Origin of the sequence: Bradyrhizobium sp. A5, assembly GCF_042076515.1 — a bacterium.
In the GTDB taxonomy this organism is placed as follows: domain Bacteria; phylum Pseudomonadota; class Alphaproteobacteria; order Rhizobiales; family Xanthobacteraceae; genus Bradyrhizobium; species Bradyrhizobium cosmicum.
Map to the genome: position 1 here is coordinate 2,862,121 of NZ_CP148990.1, position 24,204 is coordinate 2,886,324.

Annotated in this window: 30 protein-coding genes; 19 read left to right on the plus strand and 11 right to left on the minus strand. The window is 65.2% G+C overall.

Translation table 11 applies throughout. The features are described from left to right. Positions 1-91: 91 nt before the first annotated feature. Positions 92-469 carry a winged helix-turn-helix transcriptional regulator gene (locus tag WHZ77_RS13585; protein ID WP_375314092.1) on the plus strand — a complete coding sequence of 126 codons (378 nt, stop codon included), beginning with the start codon at positions 92-94 and terminating at the stop codon, positions 467-469. 65 nt (positions 470-534) lie between these two features. On the opposite strand, the gene WHZ77_RS13590 is transcribed toward WHZ77_RS13585, so the two are convergent. Beyond that, positions 535-2,148 (minus strand): OprO/OprP family phosphate-selective porin, encoded by a 1,614-nt coding sequence (locus WHZ77_RS13590; RefSeq protein ID WP_375314093.1) that lies wholly within the window; start codon positions 2,146-2,148, stop codon positions 535-537. 313 nt (positions 2,149-2,461) lie between these two features. On the opposite strand from WHZ77_RS13590, the gene WHZ77_RS13595 reads away from it, so the two are divergent. The 4 genes from WHZ77_RS13595 to WHZ77_RS13610 all read left to right on the plus strand — a co-directional run bounded on the left by WHZ77_RS13595 (position 2,462) and on the right by WHZ77_RS13610 (position 6,812). Continuing rightward, positions 2,462-3,868 carry a DegQ family serine endoprotease gene (locus WHZ77_RS13595; RefSeq protein WP_375314094.1) on the plus strand — a complete coding sequence of 469 codons (1,407 nt, stop codon included), beginning with the start codon at positions 2,462-2,464 and terminating at the stop codon, positions 3,866-3,868. Then, the gene (locus WHZ77_RS13600) at positions 3,865-5,199 is read left to right on the plus strand and encodes a replication-associated recombination protein A (protein WP_375314095.1); all 1,335 of its coding nucleotides are present in this window, start codon (positions 3,865-3,867) and stop codon (positions 5,197-5,199) included. The genes WHZ77_RS13595 and WHZ77_RS13600 overlap by 4 nt, the downstream gene beginning before the upstream one ends. A 78-nt stretch (positions 5,200-5,277) precedes the next feature. Then, entirely contained in the window at positions 5,278-5,595 is a 318-nt protein-coding gene (locus tag WHZ77_RS13605) for a HigA family addiction module antitoxin (protein WP_143845913.1), read from the plus strand. Next, positions 5,592-6,812: an RluA family pseudouridine synthase gene (locus WHZ77_RS13610; protein ID WP_375314096.1), complete on the plus strand. Its 1,221-nt coding sequence runs from the start codon at positions 5,592-5,594 to the stop codon at positions 6,810-6,812. The genes WHZ77_RS13605 and WHZ77_RS13610 overlap by 4 nt, the downstream gene beginning before the upstream one ends. Before the next feature lie 47 nt (positions 6,813-6,859). On the opposite strand, the gene WHZ77_RS13615 is transcribed toward WHZ77_RS13610, so the two are convergent. Then, complete coding sequence (locus tag WHZ77_RS13615) at positions 6,860-7,306, minus strand: hypothetical protein (protein WP_375314097.1); 447 nt, start codon at positions 7,304-7,306, stop codon at positions 6,860-6,862. Between the two features lie 108 nt (positions 7,307-7,414). On the opposite strand from WHZ77_RS13615, the gene WHZ77_RS13620 reads away from it, so the two are divergent. From WHZ77_RS13620 to WHZ77_RS13640, 5 genes are all read left to right on the plus strand, one after another. Continuing rightward, entirely contained in the window at positions 7,415-8,209 is a 795-nt protein-coding gene (locus WHZ77_RS13620) for an ATP12 family chaperone protein (RefSeq protein WP_375314098.1), read from the plus strand. Between the two features lie 59 nt (positions 8,210-8,268). Next, positions 8,269-9,873, plus strand: a complete 1,605-nt coding sequence (locus tag WHZ77_RS13625) for a flagellar hook-length control protein FliK (protein WP_375314099.1) — start codon at positions 8,269-8,271, stop codon at positions 9,871-9,873. Next, complete coding sequence (locus WHZ77_RS13630) at positions 9,870-10,133, plus strand: EscU/YscU/HrcU family type III secretion system export apparatus switch protein (RefSeq protein ID WP_375314100.1); 264 nt, start codon at positions 9,870-9,872, stop codon at positions 10,131-10,133. Before WHZ77_RS13625 ends, WHZ77_RS13630 begins: the two co-directional genes overlap by 4 nt. Positions 10,134-10,207: 74 nt before the next feature. Beyond that, the gene (locus WHZ77_RS13635) at positions 10,208-11,026 is read left to right on the plus strand and encodes a penicillin-binding transpeptidase domain-containing protein (RefSeq protein WP_375314101.1); all 819 of its coding nucleotides are present in this window, start codon (positions 10,208-10,210) and stop codon (positions 11,024-11,026) included. Between the two features lie 77 nt (positions 11,027-11,103). Beyond that, positions 11,104-11,760: a carboxymuconolactone decarboxylase family protein gene (locus tag WHZ77_RS13640; protein WP_375314102.1), complete on the plus strand. Its 657-nt coding sequence runs from the start codon at positions 11,104-11,106 to the stop codon at positions 11,758-11,760. A 139-nt stretch (positions 11,761-11,899) separates the two neighbouring features. On the opposite strand, the gene WHZ77_RS13645 is transcribed toward WHZ77_RS13640, so the two are convergent. Together WHZ77_RS13645 and WHZ77_RS13650 are read right to left on the minus strand one after the other, a co-directional pair. Next, on the minus strand, positions 11,900-12,496 hold the full coding sequence (locus tag WHZ77_RS13645) for a hypothetical protein (protein WP_375314103.1): 597 nt from the start codon (positions 12,494-12,496) through the stop codon (positions 11,900-11,902). Positions 12,497-12,658: 162 nt separating this feature from the next. Further along, positions 12,659-13,075 (minus strand): DUF4260 domain-containing protein, encoded by a 417-nt coding sequence (locus tag WHZ77_RS13650; RefSeq protein WP_375314104.1) that lies wholly within the window; start codon positions 13,073-13,075, stop codon positions 12,659-12,661. 150 nt (positions 13,076-13,225) lie between these two features. Between WHZ77_RS13650 and WHZ77_RS13655 the strand changes: the two genes are divergently transcribed. From WHZ77_RS13655 to WHZ77_RS13665, 3 genes are all read left to right on the plus strand, one after another. After that, positions 13,226-14,758: an acyl-CoA carboxylase subunit beta gene (locus WHZ77_RS13655; RefSeq protein WP_375314105.1), complete on the plus strand. Its 1,533-nt coding sequence runs from the start codon at positions 13,226-13,228 to the stop codon at positions 14,756-14,758. A gap of 133 nt (positions 14,759-14,891) precedes the next feature. After that, positions 14,892-15,206: a hypothetical protein gene (locus tag WHZ77_RS13660; RefSeq protein WP_375314106.1), complete on the plus strand. Its 315-nt coding sequence runs from the start codon at positions 14,892-14,894 to the stop codon at positions 15,204-15,206. Beyond that, positions 15,203-15,550, plus strand: coding sequence for a hypothetical protein (locus WHZ77_RS13665; RefSeq protein WP_375314107.1), 348 nt, complete (start codon positions 15,203-15,205; stop codon positions 15,548-15,550). Before WHZ77_RS13660 ends, WHZ77_RS13665 begins: the two co-directional genes overlap by 4 nt. 28 nt (positions 15,551-15,578) lie before the next feature. Here WHZ77_RS13665 and WHZ77_RS13670 read toward each other — a convergent pair whose 3' ends face one another. Then, positions 15,579-15,731 (minus strand): hypothetical protein, encoded by a 153-nt coding sequence (locus WHZ77_RS13670; protein ID WP_325988252.1) that lies wholly within the window; start codon positions 15,729-15,731, stop codon positions 15,579-15,581. Positions 15,732-15,835: 104 nt separating this feature from the next. Continuing rightward, a complete protein-coding gene (locus WHZ77_RS13675) occupies positions 15,836-16,486 on the minus strand; it encodes a glutathione S-transferase family protein (RefSeq protein WP_375314108.1) in 651 nt (216 codons plus the stop codon). 145 nt (positions 16,487-16,631) lie between these two features. Here WHZ77_RS13675 and WHZ77_RS13680 point away from each other — a divergent pair, with 145 nt between their 5' ends. Beyond that, positions 16,632-16,946 carry a hypothetical protein gene (locus WHZ77_RS13680; RefSeq protein ID WP_375314109.1) on the plus strand — a complete coding sequence of 105 codons (315 nt, stop codon included), beginning with the start codon at positions 16,632-16,634 and terminating at the stop codon, positions 16,944-16,946. A gap of 107 nt (positions 16,947-17,053) precedes the next feature. After that, positions 17,054-17,338 carry a twin-arginine translocation signal domain-containing protein gene (locus WHZ77_RS13685; protein ID WP_375314110.1) on the plus strand — a complete coding sequence of 95 codons (285 nt, stop codon included), beginning with the start codon at positions 17,054-17,056 and terminating at the stop codon, positions 17,336-17,338. A gap of 155 nt (positions 17,339-17,493) precedes the next feature. Here the strand turns inward: WHZ77_RS13685 and WHZ77_RS13690 are convergent, their stop codons facing one another. From WHZ77_RS13690 to WHZ77_RS13700, 3 genes are all read right to left on the minus strand, one after another. After that, on the minus strand, positions 17,494-17,736 hold the full coding sequence (locus WHZ77_RS13690) for a GCG_CRPN prefix-to-repeats domain-containing protein (protein WP_015685441.1): 243 nt from the start codon (positions 17,734-17,736) through the stop codon (positions 17,494-17,496). 191 nt (positions 17,737-17,927) lie between these two features. Next, a complete protein-coding gene (locus WHZ77_RS13695) occupies positions 17,928-18,935 on the minus strand; it encodes an alpha/beta fold hydrolase (protein ID WP_375314111.1) in 1,008 nt (335 codons plus the stop codon). Between the two features lie 160 nt (positions 18,936-19,095). Then, positions 19,096-19,794: a metalloregulator ArsR/SmtB family transcription factor gene (locus WHZ77_RS13700; RefSeq protein ID WP_375314112.1), complete on the minus strand. Its 699-nt coding sequence runs from the start codon at positions 19,792-19,794 to the stop codon at positions 19,096-19,098. A 212-nt stretch (positions 19,795-20,006) separates the two neighbouring features. Here WHZ77_RS13700 and WHZ77_RS13705 point away from each other — a divergent pair, with 212 nt between their 5' ends. From WHZ77_RS13705 to WHZ77_RS13715, 3 genes are read left to right on the plus strand one after another with little or no spacing between them, the layout of a single operon-like run. Further along, positions 20,007-20,315: an NIPSNAP family protein gene (locus WHZ77_RS13705; RefSeq protein ID WP_375314113.1), complete on the plus strand. Its 309-nt coding sequence runs from the start codon at positions 20,007-20,009 to the stop codon at positions 20,313-20,315. A gap of 28 nt (positions 20,316-20,343) precedes the next feature. Further along, positions 20,344-20,694 (plus strand): antibiotic biosynthesis monooxygenase family protein, encoded by a 351-nt coding sequence (locus tag WHZ77_RS13710; protein ID WP_375314114.1) that lies wholly within the window; start codon positions 20,344-20,346, stop codon positions 20,692-20,694. 54 nt (positions 20,695-20,748) lie between these two features. Continuing rightward, positions 20,749-21,558 (plus strand): oxaloacetate decarboxylase, encoded by an 810-nt coding sequence (locus tag WHZ77_RS13715; protein ID WP_375314115.1) that lies wholly within the window; start codon positions 20,749-20,751, stop codon positions 21,556-21,558. 93 nt (positions 21,559-21,651) lie between these two features. Here WHZ77_RS13715 and WHZ77_RS13720 read toward each other — a convergent pair whose 3' ends face one another. Next, the gene (locus WHZ77_RS13720) at positions 21,652-22,047 is read right to left on the minus strand and encodes a hypothetical protein (RefSeq protein WP_375314116.1); all 396 of its coding nucleotides are present in this window, start codon (positions 22,045-22,047) and stop codon (positions 21,652-21,654) included. 144 nt (positions 22,048-22,191) lie between these two features. Between WHZ77_RS13720 and WHZ77_RS13725 the strand changes: the two genes are divergently transcribed. Continuing rightward, positions 22,192-22,836 carry a trimeric intracellular cation channel family protein gene (locus WHZ77_RS13725; RefSeq protein WP_375314117.1) on the plus strand — a complete coding sequence of 215 codons (645 nt, stop codon included), beginning with the start codon at positions 22,192-22,194 and terminating at the stop codon, positions 22,834-22,836. A 35-nt stretch (positions 22,837-22,871) separates the two neighbouring features. Here the strand turns inward: WHZ77_RS13725 and WHZ77_RS13730 are convergent, their stop codons facing one another. Then, positions 22,872-24,080 carry a c-type cytochrome gene (locus WHZ77_RS13730; RefSeq protein WP_375314118.1) on the minus strand — a complete coding sequence of 403 codons (1,209 nt, stop codon included), beginning with the start codon at positions 24,078-24,080 and terminating at the stop codon, positions 22,872-22,874. Positions 24,081-24,204: the final 124 nt, after the last annotated feature.

Consider the following 24,204-nt stretch of genomic DNA (forward strand, 5'->3'; position numbering starts at 1 on the left):
TGCCGTTGTAACTGTCCCGCTGGGCCCCATTTGGCAAGTACTGTAAATTCGGGGATATAGTCCCTGTTTGGATACTATTGGGAAAACACGTATGAAACGGCGGGATTTTGCCCGGCGCCCCGGCTGCTCGGTCGAGGCGACGCTGGATCTGATCGACGGCAAGTGGAAGGGCGTGATCCTCTACCACCTCCAGGACGGCACCCAGCGCTTCGGCGAATTGCGCCGCCGGATGCCCGGCATCACCCAGCGCATGCTGACAAAGCAGCTTCGCGCGCTGGAGGAGGACAAGCTCGTCATCCGCAAAGTCTACGCCGAGGTGCCGCCGCGGGTGGAGTATTGCCTCTCCGAACTCGGCGAGAGCCTGCGGCCGGTGATCGACATCCTCAAGGCCTGGGGCGAGAGCCACCAGCAGCGGCTGTCCTGCACGCCGCCGCCGGTGGTTGTGAAGAAGCCGAAGCGTGCTGCGTGATGCAGAGGCGGCTTCGCTCGGTCCCGGGTTCGCGCTTGCGCGCGCCCCGGGACGACGAGTGATCCTCAGAACGCGAACTGCGTGCGCATCGCCACCGCGTCAAACTTCGAGCCGACATCGGCGGTCGAGACCGGTGAGGCCTGCCTCGACACCGTGCCGTGCAGATAGTCGAGCATGAAGCGGACGTTGCCGTTGACGTACCAGTTCAGCGCCGCCGTGTAGACGGTCTGCCGGCCGCCGGCGATGCCTGTCGCCGTTCCCAACTGGTTGTTGAGGTCGATCGTCGAGAAGCGTCCCGCGATCTCCCACGCGCCCCAGCCGCCGCCGTCGAGCGAGAACGGATGCGCCGGCTTGACGCCGTTGTAGGCCGCGTTCGCCGCATTGTAGCTCCGGCCTTCGCCCGTCAGCACGTAGCCGGCCTGTGCATAGCCGCCCTGGAATTTCAGGCTGGGTGCGCCGATCGGCGCGAGTCCGGTGTTGGCGGTGCGATCGATGTTGTACCAGAAGTATTCGCCCTGGAGGATCAACGGTCCGTAGGTCGCTGCGGCTTCGACGCTGTAGACCTGTGCGCCCGAGGCGTTGGCGATCGCACCGGTCGAGGCCAGCGTGGTCGGGTCGAGGCGCAATTCCGGCCGGTCGCTGAGCGTGACCGTCTGCGTGTTGGCGATCAGATTGCGCGGCGGCTGGATCAGCCATTGCGCGTCGGCGCCGATATGCACCGAGTAGTCCTTGCCGCTGATCGGGTTGCCGGCAATACGCGCCACGGCGCCGTATTGCTCGCTCGTGCCCGCCGGAGCCGCGCTCGAGGCGGAATGGATCGCGCCGGTCGACGGCCCGGTGACATAGCCGCCGATCCAGAGCTGGTCGTTGAACCAGCGCGTGCCGACTGCGGAACGGAAGTCGCCGGCGGCGATGTTGGTCGCGATGATGCCGGCAGAGGCGCGCTCCATGAACATGATGTCGTTGGAGCTCGTGGCCTCGTCCAGGGTGTAGGGCAGGTCCATGACGCCGATTTCGACCGCCATCCTGCCGCCGAACGGCTTCAGGCCGGTGTAGCTGAGATAGGCATTCTCGACGCCCGAGGTGCCGCCGCCCGGCAGCGAACCCGGAGCCGCACCGCCAAATCCGTCGGATGAACCGCCGAAATCGTAGACCAGCGCGAAATTCCAGTCGTTGAAGAATTTGCCGGCGACGCCGATGCGGGCGCGGCGGACGTTCTCGCCGCTGTCGAGCTTCTGCGGCACGGTCGCCGCGGTGTTTGGGCGATAGTCGTAGCCGCCGACGTCGTAGTGCAAGCGGCCGGTGATGGCGACGCAGTTGGCCTGATCGGCGGTGCAGATGGTCGGCCGGTTGTTCGGCATCGTCACCACCACGCCGGACGCCGGCGCCGGTCCCTTGAGCGGGATTGCCGCGTTGGCGTTGGCGGCGACGGCCTTTGCCTCCGAGCGCGCTTCCGCCTTGGCCTCGGCCTTTGCCTCGGACTTGGCTTTCGCAGTGGCGGCCGTGTTCGCCGCGGTCTGGCTCTGGAGCTTGTCGAGCTTCTGCTCCAGCATCTTCAACTGCTGCTTCAAGAGCGCGATCTCCTGATCGCTGCTGCTTGCCGTTTGGGCCTGGGCCTGCGCGGCCGCCAGCGCGCCGGCGAGACCAATCGCCGTGGCTGCAATTCTTGTCCTGATCACGTCACGCCTCCATCGTTTGACGAACTTCCCCAAGTCGTAACGGGAGAGCCTAGGAGTGATCGATGACTGCCCCGCGACGCTGCGCTCCGGTTGCGTGGTTCCCACTGGTGTAAATTCGCCGCAACCGAATCCACCATGAGGTAGAATGCTGGATGATGCGCGTCATGCCAATCTGTCGCGTCAGGAGGATTGCGATTTCGCACGGAGGGCTTGCATTTCGGAGACACCCCGAAGGGGTGAATATTGCCGCCCCGCGCCCTTCTATTGGCCGGCGAACGCGCCTATATTCCGACGTCTTTTCCGAGAGGTAGGAATGTTTCGCTCGATCCGTGCCGCCGTCATCACTGCATTGTGCATGGCCTTTTCGACCCACTTCAATCCGGCCGCGGCCCAGGACCGTCGGGTCCCGTCGTCGCCGGCCGAGCTGCGGCTGTCCTATGCCCCGATCGTGCAGCGGGTGCAGCCTGCGGTCGTCAACGTCTATGCCGCCAAGGTGGTGCAGAACCGCAACCCGCTGCTCGATGACCCGATCTTCCGCCGCTTCTTCGGGGTGCCCGGCCAGCAGCAGGAGCAGGTGCAGCGGTCGCTCGGTTCGGGCGTGATCGTCGATGCTTCCGGGCTCGTCGTCACCAACGTCCATGTCATCGAGGGCGCCGACCAGGTGAAGGTGTCGCTGGCGGACAAGCGCGAGTTCGAGGCCGAGATCGTGCTGAAGGACGCCCGCAGCGATCTTGCGGTGTTGCGTCTGAAGGATACCAAAGAGAAGTTTCCGGCTCTTGAATTCACCAATTCCGACGAACTGCTGGTCGGCGACGTCGTGCTGGCGATCGGCAATCCCTTCGGCGTCGGCCAGACCGTGACCCATGGCATTATCTCGGCGCTGGCGCGCACGCAGGTCGGCATCACCGACTACCAGTTCTTCATCCAGACCGATGCGGCGATCAATCCCGGCAATTCCGGCGGCGCGCTGGTTGACATGAGCGGCAAGCTCGCCGGCATCAATACCGCGATCTATTCTCGCTCCGGTGGCTCGCAAGGCATCGGCTTTGCAATCCCCGCCAACATGGTGCGCGTCGTCGTCGCCTCCGCCAAGGGCGGCGGCAAGGCGGTGAAGCGCCCCTGGCTCGGCGCGAAATTGCAGACGGTGACGCCCGAGATCGCCGAAAGCCTCGGCCTGCGCTCGCCGACCGGCGCGCTGGTCGCGAGCGTGGTGCAAAACGGTCCCGCGGCAAAGGCCGGCCTGAAATCCTCCGATCTCATCACCGGGATCGATGGCCAGGCGGTGGATGATCCCAATGCCTTCGACTATCGCTTCGCGACGCGGCCGCTCGGCGGCACCGCGCAGATCGACGTGCAGCGCGGCGGCAAGCCGCTCAAGCTCGCGATTGCGCTGGAGACCGCGCCCGATACCGGCCGCAACGAACTCGTCGTCACCGCGCGCTCACCGTTCCAGGGCGCGAAGGTTTCGAGCATCACGCCGGCGGTTGCCGACGAACTGCATCTGGACGCCGACACCGAAGGCGTCGTGATCACCGATCTCGGCGGCGACAGCGCGGCCGCAAATGTCGGCTTCCAAAAGGGCGACATCATCCTGGCGATCAACAACCAGAAGATCAGCAAGACCGGTGACCTCGAGAAGGCCGCGGGCGAGCGCCCACGGATCTGGCGCATCACGCTGGTGCGTGGCGGCCAGCAGATCAACGTCACGCTGGGCGGATGAGTCCGAAGCGACCACAGGAGACGCCAACTCTCTTTGCCGCGGCGGGGCTCGACCACGAGGCGCCGCATCCGCTGCCGGACCGGCTGCGTCCGCGCGCGCTGTCGGAGGTCGTCGGCCAGGACCACATCCTCGGTCCCGACGGCGCGCTGACGCGCATGCTGGAGACGCGCACGCTGGGATCGCTGGTGTTCTGGGGCCCGCCCGGCACCGGCAAGACCACGGTGGCGCGGCTGCTGGCGGATGCCACCGATCTGCATTTCGAGCAGATCTCCGCGGTGTTCTCCGGCGTCGCCGACCTCAAGAAGGCATTCGACGCCGCGCGCGCCCGCCGCGAGATGGGCAAGGGCACTCTGTTGTTCGTCGACGAGGTGCATCGCTTCAACCGCGCCCAGCAGGATTCGTTTCTGCCGGTGATGGAAGACGGCACGGTGGTCATGGTTGGCGCCACCACCGAAAACCCGTCGTTCGAGCTCAACGCGGCGCTTCTGTCGCGCGCGCGCGTGCTGGTGTTCCGTTCGCTCGATGCGGCGGCGATCGAAAAGCTGTTCGCGCATGCCGAGGAGGTCGAGGGCCGCAAGCTGCCGCTGGATGACGAGGCGCGCGCCGTGCTGGTGCGCATGGCCGACGGCGATGGACGGGCGTCGCTGACCCTTGCCGAAGAGGTCTGGCGCGCCGCGCGCAAGGACGAGATTTTCAACGCCGCGCAATTGCAGGACATCCTGCAGCGCCGCGCGCCGATCTACGACAAGTCGGCCGACGGCCACTACAATCTGATCTCGGCGCTGCATAAATCGGTGCGCGGCTCCGATCCCGACGCTGCGCTTTATTATCTCTGCCGCATGCTCGATGCCGGCGAGGACCCGCTGTTCCTGGCCCGCCGCGTCGTGCGCATGGCGGTGGAGGACGTCGGCCTTGCCGATCCGCAAGGACTCGTCATCGCCAACGCGGCGAAAGACGCCTTCGACTTCCTCGGCCACCCCGAAGGCGAACTCGCCATCGCGCAGGCCGTCGTCTATCTCGCCACCGCGCCGAAATCGAACGCGGTCTACACCGCCTTCAAGGCCGCGATGCAGGTTGCCAAGCAGGCCGGCTCGCTGCTGCCGCCAAAGCACATCCTCAATTCTCCGACCAAGCTGATGAAATCGGAAGGCTACGGCGCAGCCTACGAATACGATCACGACACTCCCGACGCCTTCTCGGGGCAGGACTATTTTCCGGATGCGCTGGGCCGCCAGACCTTCTACGACCCGCCCGAGCGCGGCTTCGAGCGGGAAATCCGCAAGCGGCTGGATTATTGGGCCAAGCTGCGCAAGGAGCGGGGCGGGACGTAGGCCTTTGGAGCTTGCCGTAAGGTCGGATTTACGGTTTACGTAACGCGTAATTCGCGCTAGTCCGACCAAGAAAATACCATGCCCCGCATACCTACCCATCCCGGCGAACATCTCGCTGAAGAGCTGCGAGAACTCGGCATATCCGCCGCGGAGCTCGCGCGTCAGATCGACGTCCCCGTAAATCGCGTGACTGGCATCATCAACGGGCAGCGCGGCATCACCGCTGACACAGCGCTGCGCCTTGGTCATTGGTTTGGCACCAGTCCGCAGTTCTGGATGAACCTGCAACAGCAATATGAACTGCGGCTGGCGGAGAAAGAGGTCGGTGCGCAGGTTGCGACGCTGCCCCGTCGCGCCAACGCGCAGTCGACACGAAAGCTTGGGAAAACCGCATGAGCCGCCGCATCAAGAGAATGAATCCGAAACCTCGCGAGCGCGACGAGCGCAAGGAGGCACGTCCGTTCAAGGCGCGCACTGCGAAGACAGCGGGGCCGCGTCCGGGCGGCAAGCCGGGGACGAAGCCGCCGCGCTTTACGGGTGAGCGTGCCGAGCGGCGTCCGCCCAAAGTGGCCGCACCGGAAACGCCGGTGCCGGCAAAGCCCGTCGAGGCCCTGCTGCCGACCAAGGTGCAGACGGTCAAGGTGACCGCCGACGAGAACAACATGCGCGTCGATCGCTTCCTCGAAGCGCGCTTTCCCGGCCTGTCGTTCTCTCACATCCAGCGCGTCGTCCGTAAGGGCGAACTGCGCGTCGACGGCAAGCGCGTCGACAGCAAGGATCGGCTGGAGGAAGGGCAGAGCGTCCGCATTCCACCGCTGAAGCTCGACGCGCCCAAGGCTGCCGCCGGCTCCCTGTCAGAAGCCGCCCAGAAGACGCTGGCCGCGCTGAAGGAGATGACGATCTACGAGGACGACGACGTCCTCGTGCTGAACAAGCCGGCCGGCCTCGCTGTGCAGGGCGGCTCGGGCATGACGCGGCACATCGACCAGATGCTGGAGGTGATGCGCGATTCCAAGGGCCAGAAGCCGCGCCTCGTGCACCGCATCGACAGGGAGACGTCGGGCTGCTTGCTGATCGCCAAGACGCGCTTCGCCGCCTCGTATCTGACCGGCGAGTTCCGCTCGCGCTCGGCGCGGAAAACCTATTGGGCGCTAGTGCCGGGCCTGCCGAAGCCGAAGCAGGGCCGCATCTCGACCTTCCTCGCGAAGGAAGAGAGCGAGGACGACACCATCATGCGCATCGCCCAGCATGGCGACGAGGGCGCAAGCCACGCGGTGACCTATTACGCGGTGGTCGAGACCGCCGGCAACAAGCTGACCTGGGTGTCGCTGAAGCCGGTGACGGGCCGCACCCATCAGCTTCGCGCACACATGGCGCATATCGGCCACCCCATCGTCGGCGATCCCAAATATTTCAACATCGAGAACTGGCAGCTGCCGGGCGGCCTGCAGAACCGGCTGCATCTGCTGGCCCGCCGCATCGTCATTCCGCATCCGCGCGGCGGCGTGATCGACGCCACCGCACCGCTGCCGCCGCACATGCAGCAGTCATGGAATCTGCTCGGGCTCGACGCGAGCCGGTTCGATCCGATCGAGAACGCGCCGGAAGAGTAGGGGCTGCCAGACGGGTAACAGCTCCGCCGATGGCGGGGGCAATCCCCTCAATTCCGGAACTGCTCCAGAAACATCCGCAAGGAGTCGTGCGGGCTCTCGATGTCGGTGATCAGCCAGCCGTCCGGCCCGTTCACCAGGATGAAGTTGAGCGTCACCCGCCGCCCGCGATTGTCGAAATTCGCGGCGACATAGGTCTTGTCGTATTGCCTGCGGACGACCGTGATCGTGACCGGCCCGAGCTTCCAGTTCGAGCTCTGCACCAGGAAATCATAGGGCTCGGTCCGCGGCGCGGACCACGCCTTGCGCAAGGAGGGGTCGAAGAACTGCCGGGCGGTCGCCGCATCCCGCGGCAGGCCCTTGGACAGCTCTGGCGCGCCCTGGCCGTAACAGGCATAGACGTTGCGGACCAGCGATTCCGGGGTGCGAAAGCCGGCCTCCGCCGCGGCCAGCCAAAACCCGGCGAACAGGGCCACAATGCCCGCAAGTTCCCTCATGCCCACCGCTCGCTTTATCGGCCGCAAGTCTTGGCAAAGAACCGTCTTGGCTTAAAATCGTCTTGGCCTAAATGCCTAGCATCCAACGGCGGGGAGCAAAAACTCAAGATGCGCGAATTGTTCGATGAAGCCGCGGTGCAATCCGCTCGCGATCCCCGGGAATCGGTCCGCCAGTCTGGGCGTACGCCACAGCGCAAACGCTTCTACAAGGAGGCCGGCGCCACTGAAGCCGAGGGCGGCTTCGCCATCACGCTCGACGGCAAGCCGATCCGGACGCCGTCCGGCCGCCAGGTGGTGATCCCCGCGCGGGCGCTGGCCGACGCGGTCGCTGCCGAATGGGCGGCGCAGGGCGAGACGATCGATCCCGTGACCATGCCGCTGACGCGGATCGCCAACAGCGTGGTGGAGGGCGTCGTCGACCGCGTCGAGCTCGTCACCGACGACCTCGCCAAATACTTCGAGTCCGACCTGCTGTTCTATCGGGCAGGCCACCCCGAGGGGCTGGTGGCCCGCGAGGCCGCGCACTGGGACCCCCTGCTGTTCTGGGCGGCGGAAACGCTCGGCGCGCATTTCATCCTGTCCGAGGGCATCATGCATGTGAAGCAGCCGGACGAGGCCATTGAAGCCGCTCGCGGCGCGCTGCCCGGGGATGCCTGGTCGGTCGCCGCGCTCCATGTGGTGACGACCCTGACCGGTTCGGCGCTCCTGGCACTGGCACTGGCCCATGGCGTGCACGATGCCGGCCAGGTCTGGGCCGCCGCCCATGTCGACGAGGACTGGAACGCCGAGAAATGGGGCGCGGACGAGGAGGCAGCCAGCCGCCGGGCCGCCCGCCTGCGGGATTTCGAGGCCGCCGTGGCGGTATTGGCCGCCGTAAAACCCGCTGCGGCGAAAGGTCCTTAACGAGAGGTTTACGACGGCGGCCTTAGGGTGGGGCCTAGCGTTCCCCGGGCCGCCTTCAGATGCCGACGCCGATAAGCTCGATTCTTCCCGTCAGTGCTGCCAGCCCCGTGGCTGATGCGGCAACGCCCGATCTCATGCTTCAGGCAGGCAGTGTCGTCGACGCCAGGGTCGTCAGTGTGATGGCTGACAATCTGGTGCGGATCGCGATCGCCAATCTGTCGATGGACGTGATGTCGGAGGTGTCGCTGACACCAGGGCAAAATCTCCAGCTCGCGGTCTCGCAAAACGACGGCACCATCCGGCTTGCGGTGATGAGTGGGGCAGGCGAGGCGACGGGGGATCAGATCACGTTGACGCCGCGGGCGGCCTTGCTGGTGGAGAGCCCGTCGCTGGCGCCGTCTGCGATTGCCGCACGCAATACGCTGACGCCGTTGGAGCAGGCCGCCGTCACCGCCGCTTCGGCCGAGGCGGTCACAAAACAGGGCAGCCAGGCGCCGCTGTTCGCCAATCTGGCCTCCGTCGTCACCGGCAGCGATCTGCCGGCGGGGCTGAAGCAGGCGGCGCTGGACGTGCTGGCGCAGCAGACGCCGCTCAATGCCGGGCTCGATGGCGGCGATATCGAATCCGCCTTCCAGAAATCCGGCTTGTTGCTCGAGGCCTCGCTGGCCGCGGGCGCGACGCTGTCTTCCGGGGGCGTGCCGGATTTGAAGGCCGCGTTGCTGGTGCTGCGGCAGACGCTGGCGAGCCTCGAGACCGCGCCACAGGCGCAGGGTGCCATGCTTTCGACTGGTACCACCGGGACGCCGCAGGCCGTTGCCGCGCCAGCACAGGGAGCAGGTGAGGCCGCGTCGTCTTCCGGCGCCGGGATCGCCCAACAACCGCAACTGCCGCGCGACGCCAGTCTCGCGGCCGCCGTGCTGGCCGACATCGCAAGCAGCAATCCCCAGTCCGCGATGCCGCGAACCATGTCCGCAGGGCTTGCCGCAAGCCTCTTGCAGGAGGTCACGCAAAACCTGCCGCGCCTGATTGGCAACGTCCCCGGCTCGAACAAGGCCGTGCCGGATGGTCATATCTTCGAGGCCGCCGCGCGCACGACGCCTCCGCCGTTTCGCGGCGCATTGCCGGCGCCGCAGGCGGTCGCTTCGCCATCGCTCGCGCCCGATACACCGCTCTCCGCAACGGTGCACCGCCTGCTCGACGACACCGATGCCGCGATCGCGCGGCAGACGCTGTTGCAGGTCGCCTCGCTGCCCGATCGCACCGACGCCGGCGGCCACCGCATCGACCCAGCAGTGCCGCAGTGGAATTTCGAGATTCCGTTCTCGACGCCGCAGGGCACCGCGATGGCGCAGTTCGAGATTTCGCGCGATGGCGCTGGCGAATCCGCCGATCCCGCCAAGCGCGCCTGGCGCGCGCGCTTCACGCTCAATGTCGAACCGGCCGGCCCTGTGCATGCGCTGATCACGCTCAATGGCGACAAGACCTTCGTGCGGATGTGGGCGGAGCGTCCGGCAACCGCGCAGCAGCTTCGCGCCGGCATTGGTGAGCTCAATCAGGCCCTGACGCGGGCCGAACTCAAGCCCGGCGACATCCTGGTCCGCGACGGCACGCCGCCGCAGCCGGCACCGGCCCGCGCCGGTCACTTCCTGGATCGCGCCACATGAGCGATCCGTCCAAGCTTGCCATTGCGCTGCATTACGAGAAGGGCAGTAACGCACCCGTAGTCGTCGCAAAGGGCAAGGGCACGATCGGCGAAAAGATCGTCGAGATCGCCAGGGCCAACGACATCCCGATCGAAGAGAACGAGATTTTGGCCGGCGCGCTGTCCAAGGTCGAGCTCGGGGAGGAGATCCCGCCGGATCTCTACAAGGCCGTGGCCGAGGTGCTGGTGTTCGTGCTGCGGCTGTCGGGCCGCGGGCGCTGAGCGCACTGTCATCGTTTCACCACGATATCGGCTGCATGGTCCCGGCCAAATCCAACGCTTAACGGACTTCGCCCTTGCTGACCCGCCGTTCCACCCTCGGCTTTCTCGCCGCAGCTTCGATCCTACCGCAGCGCGCGCTCGCGCATGTCGCGCCGCCGCGCAACGAGATCAGCGAGAGCCTAGCAAAGCGCTTCACCGATCTCGGCACATCTGGCACCTTCGTCGGCTACAAGGTCGAGGACTATCTGATCGTCGCCAGCGACAAGGAGCGCTCGGGCGAGGGCAAGCTGCCGGCCTCGACCTTCAAGATCCCGAACTCGCTGATCGCGCTGGAGACCGGAGTCGTCGCCGATCCTGACAAGGACGTGTTTCCGTGGGATGGCGTGAAGCGTCCGATCGAGGCCTGGAACAAGGATCACACGCTGCGCAGCGCCATCGCGGTGAGCGCGGTGCCGGTCTATCAGGAGATCGCGCGCCGCATCGGCCAGGAGCGCATGCAGAAATTTGTCGACCTGTTCGACTACGGCAACCGCGACATCGGCGGCGGCATCGACCAGTTCTGGCTCACCGGGAATTTGCGCATCGATCCGATCGAGCAGATCGATTTCGTCGACCGGCTGCGTCGCCGCGCGCTGCCGATTTCCAAGCACAGCCAGGATCTGGTCGCCGATATCCTGCCGGTGACCAAGGTCGGCGAGAGTGTTATCCGCGCCAAGTCAGGCCTGCTCGGCGCCGAGCGCGGCGAGCCGTCGCTCGGCTGGATGGTTGGCTGGGCCGAGAAGGGCGAGGCGCACACGGTGTTCGCGCTCAACATGGATTGCACCGAGCCGCGCCTTGTCGGCGAGCGCATGCCGCTGACGCAAGCCTGCCTTGCCGCGATAGGCGCGGTCTAACGTCGCCGCGCTGGCGGACACGATGCCGCTCGACTAGCATCCTTCAGACCAAGCAAGAAAAGGTCGGGAGGAAACCAATGAACTCAACGCCACTCTGGCTGTCGTCGCTCACGCTCGCCGCGGCTGGCGGCTGGCTTGCGGCCACGACGTTTGCCGCGCCCGCGACCAGCAAGGAGCCGCGCTTTCCGCAGCTCACCATGGATCAGCTCGACGCCAAGCAGAAACCGCTCGGCGAGCAGATCATGAAGGTGTCGAGCGTCGGCATCGGCGGGCCCTATAATCCGATGATCCGCAGCCCCGTGCTCGGCCAGCGCCTGTTCGACCTGTTCTACTATCTGCGCTGGGAAACCTCGGTCCCGACCAAGCTCAACGAGTTCGCGATCCTCATCATCGGCCGGCAGTGGCGCTCGCAGGTGGAGTGGTTCGCGCACGCGCCGCTGGCTGCGAAAGCGGGGCTATCGGCGGATATCATTGCGGAGCTCAAGACCAACAAGCGTCCGTTGAAAATGGCCGAGGACGAGGCGGTGGTCTACGATTTCGTCACTGAGCTCACCACGACCAGGAAGGTCAGCGATGAGACCTATGCTCGAGCGAAAAAGGTCTTCAACGACCAGCAGATCGTCGACCTCACCGCGGTGGCCGGCAATTACGTGATGGTCGCGATGCTGCTGGCGATGGCCGAAGAGACGGTGCCGCCGGACAAGCAGGAGCCATTCAAGCGGGGTGAGCCGTAGCACTCATGGTCGAGAGCGCGCTTCTCTCCGCACGTCATTGCGAGGAGCGAAGCGACGAAGCAATCCAGACTGCCGCTGTGGAAGATTCTGGATTGCTTCGCTACGCTCGCAGCGACGGGGGATGTGGCGCCTGAATGCCTCAGGACTTGTCGGCAGTCTTCTTCACCGTCAGCGCCTCGTCGATCGCAAAGCCGCCGATCTCGCTCATGGCCTGCGAGATCACGTCGCCTTTGCGGGCAAAGCTGGCGGAGAGGAAGTCGAACTGCGTGCGCGCCAGCCGCAGCATCTCGATCGGCACCGAGACCACGGTGTCGTTGAAGCTGTCGACGGAGGCGCGCAAGCTGTCGAGCTCGGCGGTGAGTGAACCGATATGGCTCTCGGCATCCTGCATCAGGCCGATCAGCTTGCCGCGTTCGGCGTCGAACCCGACGCGCTCGGCGGCGGCCGCCGCATTGGCGTCGGCAAGTTGCGACCGCAGCGCTTCGATCTGGCTGGCCATCGTCTCGGAGGCGCGCTCGGAGGCCTCGCGCAGCTCGACGCTGCGGGTGCTCTCTTCCAACTGCTGGTGATAGAGCCGCTCGGCCGTCATCGCCCGCTGCGTCAGCGACTCGATCTGCCGTGCCGCACGCAGCAGCATCTGGCCGTTCTGCCCCGACACCATGCTGGCCATGCGCCGCAGGAAGTCGACGGTTTCGGACGATGAGCTTGGCGGCAGGGGGACGACCGTCGCGGACATGAGATGTTGCTTGCAGCCAGACGTGGAGACCGCCGCCGTACCGACTGGGCTCACGCAACATTCGGCGCCTGATCGTAAACCCAAAGCAAGCCTGAATCGGCAGGCTCGGTCAACGGGTCCTGCCGCCAAATCTGACGGCCTCCGCCGCGAGAGCCCGCGGGGTCAGGCGTCCTTCTGCCGCCCGATCCGCCCCAGATGGGTAAAGCCGAATCCGGCCGAATATTTCAGGCCATAGCCCAGCGCCCGGTCGAGGCCGATATGGGCGAGCCAGATCAAGGCGATGGACAGGGTGAGGGGCGAGGCGAGGCCGAAGCCCAGCGTCAGCAGAGTCACCGGAGCCATGTAGCTGTGGGCGGCGTTGTAGACCATCGCGCCGAATTTGGCGTCGGAGAGGTATGCCAGGAAGCTCAGATCGGGCACGAAGAAGAGCAGGGCGAACACCACCCAGGAGCCGTCCCAGGACGCATAGAGCATCACCATGCCCAAGAACAGGGTCAGGCCCTCCAGCCGGAGCATGATGTTGACGCCGCCCGTCACAGCGCCGGTCTCAGCGCCGGTCCTGGCCGTTCCTTGGTCCATCGTCGTCTCCCCGGGCAAAACTCTGTAATTCCTTGCGCTTTCCCGCTGCGGCAAGGCAGCCCTGCGGCGCCGAAAGCCGCTTCCCGGCCCGCAAAATGCCGTGTTAGAACCCCCGGCAATCGCATTTAGGCTAAGAACTGGCGGGAGCAAATGAAGAATATCCTGGACGCCCTTGAAGATCGTCGTGCCGGCGCAAAGCTCGGCGGCGGGGAGAAGCGCATCGAGGCGCAGCACGCCCGCGGCAAGCTGACCGCCCGCGAGCGTATCGAGCTCTTGCTCGACAAGGGATCGTTCGAGGAGTTCGATATGTTCGTCGAGCATCGCTCCACCGAGTTCGGCATGGAGAAGAACAAGGTTCCCGGCGACGGCGTCGTCACCGGCTGGGGCACCGTCAACGGCCGCAAGACGTTCGTCTTTGCCAAGGACTTCACGGTGTTCGGCGGTTCACTCTCCGAAACGCACGCGCTGAAAATTACAAAACTTCAGGACATGGCGATGAAGGCGCGGGCGCCCATCATCGGCCTCTACGACGCGGGCGGCGCCCGCATCCAGGAAGGCGTCGCCGCGCTGGCCGGCTATTCCTACGTGTTCCGCCGCAACGTGCTCGCCTCCGGCGTGATCCCGCAGATCTCCGTCATCATGGGCCCCTGCGCCGGCGGCGACGTCTACTCGCCTGCCATGACCGACTTCATCTTCATGGTGAAGAACACCAGCTACATGTTCGTCACCGGCCCCGACGTGGTGAAGACCGTCACCAACGAGGTTGTCACCGCCGAAGAGCTCGGCGGCGCCTCGGTGCACGCCACGCGCTCCTCGATCGCCGACGGCGCCTTCGAGAACGACGTCGAGACGCTCTTGCAGATGCGTCGCCTGATCGACTTCCTGCCGTCCAACAACAGCGACGGCGTGCCGGAATGGCCGAGCTTCGACGACATCGGCCGCGTCGACATGTCCCTGGACACGCTAATCCCCGACAATCCGAACAAGCCCTACGACATGAAGGAGCTGATCCTGAAGGTCGTGGACGAGGGTGACTTCTTCGAGATCGCGGATCTGTTTGCCAAGAACATCGTCACCGGCTTCGGCCGCATCGCAGGCCGCACCGTCGGCTTCGTCGCCAACCAGCCGATGGTGCTCGCCGGCGTGCTCGACAGCGACGCCTCGCGCAAGGCGGCGCGCTTCGTCCGCTTCTGCGACGCCTTCAACATTCCGATCGTCACCTTCGTCGACGTACCGGGCTTCCTGCCGGGCACCGCGCAGGAATATGGCGGCCTGATCAAGCACGGCGCCAAGCTCTTGTTCGCCTACTCGCAGTGCACCGTGCCGCTCGTCACCATCATCACCCGCAAGGCCTATGGCGGCGCCTTCGACGTCATGGCCTCCAAGGAGATCGGCGCCGACATGAACTACGCCTGGCCGACCGCTCAGATTGCGGTGATGGGCGCCAAGGGCGCGGTCGAGATCATCTTCCGCAGCGACATCGGCGACCCCGACAAGATCGCGGCAAGAACCAAGGAATACGAAGACCGCTTCCTGTCCCCCTTCATCGCCGCCGAGCGCGGCTACATCGACGACGTCATCATGCCGCACTCGACGCGGAAGCGGATTGCGCGCGCGCTGTCGATGCTGAAAGACAAGAAGGTGGAAACGCCGGCGAAGAAGCACGACAATTTGCCGTTGTAACGACGCGCAGCCCGGATGAGTGCAGCGACATCCGGGTTCTTCGCCAAGGGTCCCGCATGTCGCTTCGCTCATGCGGGCTACAGGTCGAAGGCAGGGGAGCGTATTGACGCCAAGCCGTCGGTCGAAAAGCCCAATGATTGGGGAGCTGGAAGCGGGCCGCGAGCACCTGCTATCGGCGCCGGAGTCACGGAGGTTGCTGTCATTGCTTCGACAGCGTCTGCAGTCGATCTCGCGGAACGTCTACATCCTACGCTACATTCCAGAACAGACAGAGGAACTGTACGATATTCTCGTTGATGGGATCACTGTCGTTTATATAGAGCTTCCGCGAGATGCGAGCAGCGGCGAGATTGTCTTCCAGAAAAGCGGAGTTGACGAATACCGTGCGCGCCTTGGGAAGCTGGGCCGTCGTAAACTTGAACTCGCACTCGAGCTTGCTCAACGATGATCGAAGACGATCCGACTGACGAAATCTCCGACATCGAAGATCGGATCGAGGCGCTCGCCGAGATCGCTGAGCGCTGCCGCAAATACATTGTGGCGTCCAAGATCGCCGTCGGCAGCGGTGGCGCGCTGCTGCTGGTTACGATCCTCGGCCTGTTCGGGATGGGGCAGACCGCAGCGCTCGGCTCGATCGCTCTGGTGCTCGGCGGAATCGTCTCGCTCGGTTCGAACGTCAGTACGTTGCGGCAGACGGAGGAGTCCATCCAGGGTGCGGAGGCGCTTCGCGCGCGGCTGATCGGCAGGATTGATCTGCGCGTGGTGGCCGATACACCGATGAAGCTGGTGTGACGCGGCGCTCGGCGGGTGCCGAGACGTCTTACGCCGCGGCCCTGCGGGTCAGGACCTGCAACTCCCCGCGGCATTCGGCTGCGAAGGTTTGAAGCCGCTGAGCCGTTTGCTGGTCGAGGATCGCTTTCGCCAGCCGCTCGGCGCGGGCCAGCTGCTCTTTCAGATATTCGATGCGGGCCATGTCTCACCTTCCGCAGGGGAATTTGAAGGATAATTTGAAGCAAATTGCTTGGTTCCGATGGCGGTGAATCTAGGGCTAACACCGCGCTAATGATGTGCGGTCCGTCACACTCCGCGCGCCGCATCCGCTGCGGCGAAATGCGCCATCTGGTCCGCGTGGGCCTTGGCGAAGGCCGGGCGGCCCGTGGCGCGCGCGACGTAGGCGCGGCAGGCGGGATGATCCGCCAGCCCGCCGAAGCCATCGACGACGCGCAGCACGTCCGACATCAGGATGTCCGCGACCGAGAAAGATCCCGCCAGCCATTCGCGCCCCGCCAGCACCGGCTCGAGATGCTTGAGGCGAAGCTTGAGAAAGTCGTCGACGAATTTCCACGCTGCGGTGTCGGTCGGATGGCCCATGAACTGCGACATGCCCCAGGGCAGGCTCGCCATCTCGACCGAATTGAGCGCCGCGAACACCCATTCCGTCGCCTCGCTCTGGCCGCGCGGATCTGACGGCATCAGCTTTGCGCTGAGTCTTCCCAGATGCAGCAGGATCGCGCCGGTCTCGAAGATCGAGAAGTCGCCGTCGGTCAGCCACGGCACCTGGCCGAACGGCTGGTGGGCGAGATGCTCGGGGCCCTTGTCGCCCGACACTCTCGCGACGCGATAGGGCAGGGCGGCTTCTTCCAGCGCCCAGCGCACGCGAAGGTCGCGCACGAAGCCGCGCGGGGCCGGGGGAACCCAATCGAAGGTGGTCAGCGTGAGGTCGGCCATGCGGTGTCTCCATGTGCTGTTTGAAGCTGCGCTGTTCAAAGCCTAGGACGGGCGAGCGGCGCGCATTCCGACAACGCTGCCAAGTCTTTTTGTCGTCGGTACGGGGACGGTCTATGCTGGCGCCAAACAGCAGGAGGAAACCAAAATGCCCGCCGCCTACTTCGTCGTCCGCGCCACCGTCAGGGATCCGGCAAAGCGCGCCGCCTTCGACAAATGGTACGAGACCGAACACGTGCCCGACGCGGTGAAGGCGTTCGGCGTAGCCAAGGCCTGGCGGTTCTGGAGCCTCGACGATCCCTCGCAGCACCTGGCCATGTATCAGTTCGAGGACGAGGCCAGGCTGGCCGCGATGCTGAAGGGCGATGCGTTGAACAAGCTGGTTGCCGATTTCAACCGCGACTGGCCCGATGTGACGCGCACGCGCGAGACGCTGGTGCTGGCGCAGGCGTTTGGAACGTAGCCGGTCAGCTTTGCAATGAACCTGAACGCGGGATTCAGCGGCAGTTCATGTCACCACCACGACAATTCGCTTTGCATCACTTGAGAGAAAGCCGAGAGGGACATGTCATGGAACGCCGCAATTTTCTGAAACTCGCATTCGGTGTCGCGGCGGGAGCCGCCGCGCTCACCACCGCCGCACAGGCCGCGCCGCTGGTGCCACAGCCGCTCGGAGATCCCCGCATGCCGCAAAGAAATCCAGAAGGCAATCCGGACGCCCATCCGGCCGTCACCACCAGCGATGAGGCCGCGCAGCTTAAGCCCGAGCAGGTGCATTGGCGCGGCCATCACCGCCACTGGCGTCACCGTCACTGGGGCTGGCGCCGCCGCCGTTGGCATCGCCGCCACTGGTAAGCTCCACACAAGCCATGCTCTGAGCGGGGATCGCAATTGCGGTCCCCGTTATGATTCGGAATTGTTACGACCCCACGCGACGTCTTGGTGTTCAAAAAAGAAATGGCCGCGCAGGCTGATCCCGCGCGGCCATCCTGCAATGCAAGAAGGTCAGATCAGAACGGACGGCAGCGGCCAGCGTACCAGCGGAAGCCATAGGGGCACACGCGCGGACGCACCACGACGACCGGGGCGGGGCGGGGCGCCACGACGACGACCGGCGCGCGCCGGGCCATCGGCTGACAGCCGCCATACGGGCCGCGATACCAGCCGGGGCCGCAGCCGCCGGCGGCGCTGGCCGCCTCGCTGAAACCGACGACCGCGCTGGCGAGCATCACGGCGGCGAACATATATTTCATCTGATCTTCCTTCTCGTCCTTGGGGCAGATTCTCGAGGAGCGGCGCTTGCGGCGCACAATGAATCAAAAGACACGATTCGACATGTTAAATTTGCAACATGCCGACACGTCGCGATCCAAACCTGCCAATCATGACCTGAATGCGGCATGAACATCCCCCGCATGCTGCTTCAGGCGACATGCAAACGGCGTTAGCGGCCGAGAAAACCCAGCACCAGCTCTTTGTACTTCTCCGGCGCCTCCAGGAAGACGAGGTGGCCGGTGTCCGGGATCACCTCGGCCCGTGCATTCGGCATCTTCGCGGCCAGCGCCTTCGCCAGCTCGGCATTCTGTCCCATCTTGGCGCGCAGCGCCTCAGGTGCGAGTGGCCGTCCCGGCGCGTTGTGATCGTCGGCGCCCATGATGAACAGCGTCGGCAGCGTGATGAGCGGGACGTCGTGCGCCACCGGCTCGCGATAGATCATCTGGCCGGAGCTGACGAAAGCGCGTAGCCAGCGCGGATAGTCCGGGCTGCCCTTGATGTTGAAGCGGGCATCGACGAACGGCGTGATCGCCTCCGGCGGCAGCTTGATCGCGTAATTGGTCTGGAGCTGCTTGCGGTAGCCGTCGGCGGTGAGCTTGTCCTCGCTCTCGATGATCTTGTCAGTCGGGGTCGGCGGCACATAGAGGCGGTAGTCTTCCAGCCCGATCGGCGCGGTCAGCACGAGATGGGCGACGCGGTCAGGATAGGCGCGGGCGATGCGCACCCCCAGCATACCGCCGAGCGAATGCGCCACGACTTCCGCTTTGTCGATCTTGAGGTGGTCGAGCAGCGCGATGGTGTTGCGCGCCAGCGTGTCGAAATGCAATTCGCCAGACGGTTTGGAGGATTTGCCGAAGCCGATCTGGTCGGGCACGACGACGCGGAAGCCGGCCTCGCTCAGCATCTTGATGACGGGCGCCCAGTAGCTCGACGGGAAATTACGCCCGTGCAGCAGCACCACGGTGCGGCCGTTCGGCTGCGCGGGCGCGACGTCCATATACGCCATGCTGAGCTGCTCGCCGTCGTTGACAACAGGCAGCAGGTGCACGGGATAGGGATAGGCAAAGCCTTCGAGCGCGATGCCGTAGGGTTCGCACTGTGGGCCGTCGGCAGCGCTGGATGCGAAAGGAACGGCGAGAAGGGTGGCGGCGAGGGCGGCCGTAAGGATGCGGTTCATGGGGTGGCCTTTGCGCGTTAGGGAACGTCATTCCGGGTCCGGTCCTTCGGACCATCCCGGAACGACAGTGCGCATAAAGCGATCAATGGCCTGGTCAAGCCCGGCCATGACGTGAGTGAGAGCTCACACGCGATTGTGTGTCGCCACGCATCTTGCGTGATCAGTCCTTCTCATTCCCGAACAGCGCCGCAAACTGCCTCTCGCCGGTACGGGTGAAATTCACCACGCGGCTGCCGGGCGTGGCATCACGCGCGGCCCATTTCAGCTCGGCGAAGCGATGCATCATGGCGGCGCCGAGCGTGCCGGCGAGATGGTGGCGGCGCTCGCTCCAGTCGAGGCAGGCCTTGCACACCGGGCGGCGCGGATGGGCCAGCATGTCGGGCGAGATCTGCAGATGTTTGGCCAGGAAGCGCTCGCCTTCGGGCGTCAGCTCGATGTCCTGCTTCTTCTGCCTGATCAGGTTTCGCGCGCGCAAGGAGTCGAGCATCTGCACGCCGAGATCACCGGCCAGATGGTCGTAGCAGATCCGCGCGCGGCGCAGCGCTGGATCCTTCGGCCCGGTGCGCACGCGCATGTGGCCCGTGCGCGCCGCAAGCCCCGCAAGTCCCTCGAGCACGCCGGCGACATCGTCGTCGGTGAGGCGGTAGTAGCGGTGCCGGCCCTGCTTCTCCGGTTCGACCAGTCCGCCGGCCTCGAGTTTTGAAAGGTGCGAGCTCGCGGTCTGCGGCGTGATGCCGGCCTCCTGCGCCAGCTCGCTCGCGGTGAGCGCGCGGCCGTTCATCAGCGCCGTGAGCATGTTGGCGCGGGCGGGATCGCCAACCAGCGCGGCGACCATGGCGATGTCAGGACCCGATTTCATGCTTCGATGGTAGCCGAAGCATTGTAGTCGGGCAAGGGCGTAGCGTGTTGCCACATCGCCGTTGCGACCGAACAGCCGTAGGGTGGGCAAAGGCGCATAGCGACGTGCCCACCAATCTTCATTGCGAAGAAGCGAGGTGGGCACGCTTCGCTTTGCCCACCCTACGAGACCTCCCTGCGCTCGCAATGACGGAGACAAAATCAGGAGCCCACATGTCCGTCACCGTCTTCATCCGCTACCAGCTCGACCCCTTCAAGCGCGCGCAGTTCGAGGAATATTCGAAGCGCTGGCTCACCATCATTCCGAAATGCGGCGGCGACCTGATCGGCTATTTCATGCCGCATGAGGGCACCAACAACATCGCCTTCGGACTGATCACCTTCGAGAGTCTGGCCGCCTACGAATCCTATCGCGCGCGGCTGCGGCAGGATACCGAGGGCATGGCCAACTTCCATTTCGCCGAGGAGCACAAATTCATCCTCGCGGAGGAGCGCACCTTCCTGCGCAAGGTGGTATTGTAGGCCACCAACGCAACGCAAGGAGACGCCCATGATCGCCGTGATTTTCGAAGTCTGGCCCAAGCCGGAACATCGCCAGGACTATTTCGATCTCGCAGCTGATCTGAAGCCGATCCTGCAGACCATCGACGGCTTCATCTCGGTCGAACGCTTCGAGAGCCTCACCGACAAGGGCAAGATCCTGTCGGTGTCGTTCTGGCGGGACGAGGTCGCGGTGCAAGCCTGGCGCAACACGATGGAGCACCGGCGCACCCAGGCCAAGGGCAGGGCGCAGATCTTTGCCGATTATCATCTGCGCATCGCCAGCGTCGTCAGGGACTACAGCATGACCGATCGCGAGCAGGCGCCGAAGGACAGCCGCGCGGTGCACGACGCGCACTAGCGCTTGCATTCACGCGGGCTTATGGCTGCGCGGCGATCATTCAGGGAGAGAAACATGCACGTGACAACCGCTGACAAGCGCGCGACGTTCAAGAAGATGCACGAGAGCGGCTGCTTCATCCTGCCCAATCCGGTCGATGTCGGCAGCGCCAAGGCGTTGCAGCATCTCGGCTTCAAGGCGCTGGCCTCATCCAGCGCGGGCTTTGCCTGGACCATCGGCAAGGCCGACAACCATGTCACCGTCGAGGATGTCTGTCAGCATCTGGCAGCATTGTGCTCGGCCGTCGACATCCCCGTGAATGCGGATTTCGAGGGCGGCTTCGCGGTCGAGCCGGATAAGGTCGCTGATCATGTCGAGCGCTGCGTGCGCACCGGCGTTGCGGGCCTCTCGATCGAGGATTCCACCGGCGACAAGGACAAGCCGATCTACGAGCGCGCGCTCGCGGTCGAGCGCATCGCGGCTTCGCGCAAGGCGATCGGCGACAGCAACACGATGCTGGTCGGCCGCTGCGAGGCTTATCTGTGGGGCGTCACTGACCTCAAGTTCGTCATCGACCGGCTCGCCGCTTACGCCGATGCCGGCGCTGACTGCCTCTACGCGCCGGGCCTGAAGAGCCGCGAGGATATCGCCGCGGTGGTGAAGGCGGTGCACCCGAAGCCGTTCAACCTGCTGATCGGCGCATCCGGCCTGTCGTTGCGGGAGGCCGAAGATCTCGGCGTGCGCCGCATCAGCGTCGGCGGCTCGCTCGCCCGTGCCGCCTGGGGCGGCTTCATGCGCGCCGCCAAAGAGATGGCGGAGAAGGGGACGTTCACCGAGCTTGCCGGAGGCTATCCCGGCGGCGAGCTCAATAAGATGTTCAGCTGAAAGAACAGCGGCGGGACCTTTCGGGTCCCGCCGCTCTCACGTCCTCTCGGTGTCATGCCCCGCCTTCGCAGGCGATGACAATTGTAGTTGCGGTTACTTCACGCCGTCAGATGGAGCTGCCGGATCCGGTGCCGCCGGCTTGCTCGGCGCGGCACCCGTGGTCATGCCGGGCTCGGTGTTGCTGCGCGGCGTCACGTCACGCATGCCGGGAGGCGCGGCCGGATTGGCGGACGGCGCCTGCTGGGCCGTCTGCGTCATCGGCGCGTTGCTCGCCTGGTTGCCGGTGCTGGAGTTGTTCAAGCCATAGAACACGGCGCCCAATACCAGGGCGACCGCCACCGCGAACACAGCGACCTTGCCGCTGGAGGCGGGGCCTTCGCCCAGTTCGGGATCGGCTCGGAGTTCGGCATCCCCGCGCGCCGCGCGAACATACTCAGCGTCGGCGAGGTTGGGGCGATACGGATCGTTGGGAAAACGCTCGTCAGCCATCGTTGGATCTCCTCGTTTATTGCGCGGGGACAACCCCTAGATGCGAGATTCCGTTCCGCCCTCCTTATGCTTTCGTCGCATGTTGCCCCCTCGCAGGGAATCGGGAACCTGTTAGGTTCCACCGGTAACGAAGGGAACAAGGCGATGTGGAGCCTGCCGCCGAGCGATAGCGTGCTGCATTTCCTGTCCCTGGTCGCCGTCGCCGCGCAAGGCATGACTGCAGCGCTCGCGGCGGGCAGGCGCAGCATGGACTGGTTGGGGGTCTGCTTCCTCGGCTGCATCACTGCGCTCGGCGGCGGCACGCTGCGCGATCTGTTCCTCGGGCACTACCCACTGGCCTGGGTGCAGAGCCCGATCTATCTGGCGCTCGCCGGCGGCGCGGCCTTTCTCACCATTCTGACCGCGCGCCTCGTGCACCGGCTCAAGCTTGCCTTCATCGTGCTCGATGCGATCGGCCTCGTCGTCTTCACCATGACCGGCTGCGATATCGCCTGGCAGATGGATGCCACGCTGCCGATCGTCATCGTCTCCGGCATGGTGACGGGCTGCGCCGGCGGCGTGCTGCGCGACGTGCTCTGCAACGACGTGCCGCTGCTGTTTCGTTCGGAGCTCTACGCCACCGTTTCGGCGGCCACCGGCCTGTTCTATGCCACCGCCTTCGGTGTCAATCTCAACGCCGAGCTCTGGACCATCTTGACGTTCGTGCTCGGCATCAGCTTCCGCCTGCTGGCGGTACGCTACAAATGGGAGATGCCGAAATTCGTCTTCACGGGGGATGAGGAGAAGTAGTTCCGCCGTCATCGCGGAGAGGAGGCCGCGGTAAGCTACGGCCCCTTCCGCGCCTTCGCCACCTGCGCCGGCGTCACGATCAGGCCCGCATTGCCCCAGGAGTTGCGGATGTAATTGGTCACCGCCGCGATGTCTTCGTCGGACAATTGTTTGGCATAGCCCGGCATCTCGCCGGTGTTGGGCGCGCGCGGCGTCGTCACGGTGTGGGCGCCGTCGAGGATGATGCGCAGGGTGGAGGATGGATTGATCGATTGCAGCAGCGCATTGCCCGGCAGCGGCGGATAGATCCGCGGCGCGCCCGTGCCGTCGGCCTCATGACAGGCGATGCAGAGTTTTGCGTAGACGGCCTGGCCGGCCTTCATCTCGGCCTCGCCGGGCGGCGTCACGATCGTCTCGCGCCGCGCCGGCGGCAGGCTCTTCAAATAGAGCGCGATCGCGCGCACATCGGCATCGCTCATCTTTGACGTGGAGTTGACGACCACCTCCGCCATCAGCCCGCCGGCATGGCTCCTGGCGTTGCGCCCGCTCTGCAGATACTCGACGATGTCCTGCGCGCTCCACGATTTCAGCCCGGTGCGCGCGGCACCATCGAGCCTTGGCGCAAACCAGCCGCCGATTTCGCTGCCGGCGAGCGCCTGCGCGGTCTTGTCCGCGCCAAAATAGTTCTTCGGCGTGTGGCAGGCGCCGCAATGGCCGAGCCCGGTGACGAGATAGCCGCCTCTGTTCCACGCCGCGCTCTGGCTCTGATCCGGCTCGAACAGGCCGGGCTTGAAGAACATGGCGTTCCAGACCCGCATCAAGCGGCGATAGCCGAACGGCCAGCGCAGCTCTGGCGGTTTGTTCCGGCTCACGACGGGCGGCAACGTGCCCAGATAGGCCCGGATCGCCAGCGTGTCGTCCTTGGTCATCTTCGTGAAGTAGGGGTAGGGGAACGCGGGGTAATAGTTCGAACCGTCAGGCGCGATGCCGGTGCGCAACGCGCGTGTGAAATCGGCATCCAGCCAGGCGCCGATCCCGGTCTCGCGATCCGGCGTCAGGTTCGGCGCATAGATCGCGCCAAAGGTCGTGTCGATGCGCTTTCCGCCCGCGAACGGTCTTGCGGGATCTGCGGTGTGGCAGCCCGCGCAGTCGCCGGCCTCGACCAGCGACTTGCCATAGGCGATCAACTCCGGCGACGGCTCGGCGGCGAGGGCCATGCTCGCAGCCGCACTGCACAAGAGCAAAACAGCCAGAATCGTCCGCATCCCGAGCTCTCCCGCGACCAATCGCCCGCGTCCCACATTATACGTGCGTCACGTCGTTTCGCGACGGCGGGGGTATCGTGACACAAATTGAAAATCGCCGATGCCTTGCAGCCACGAAGTTGCG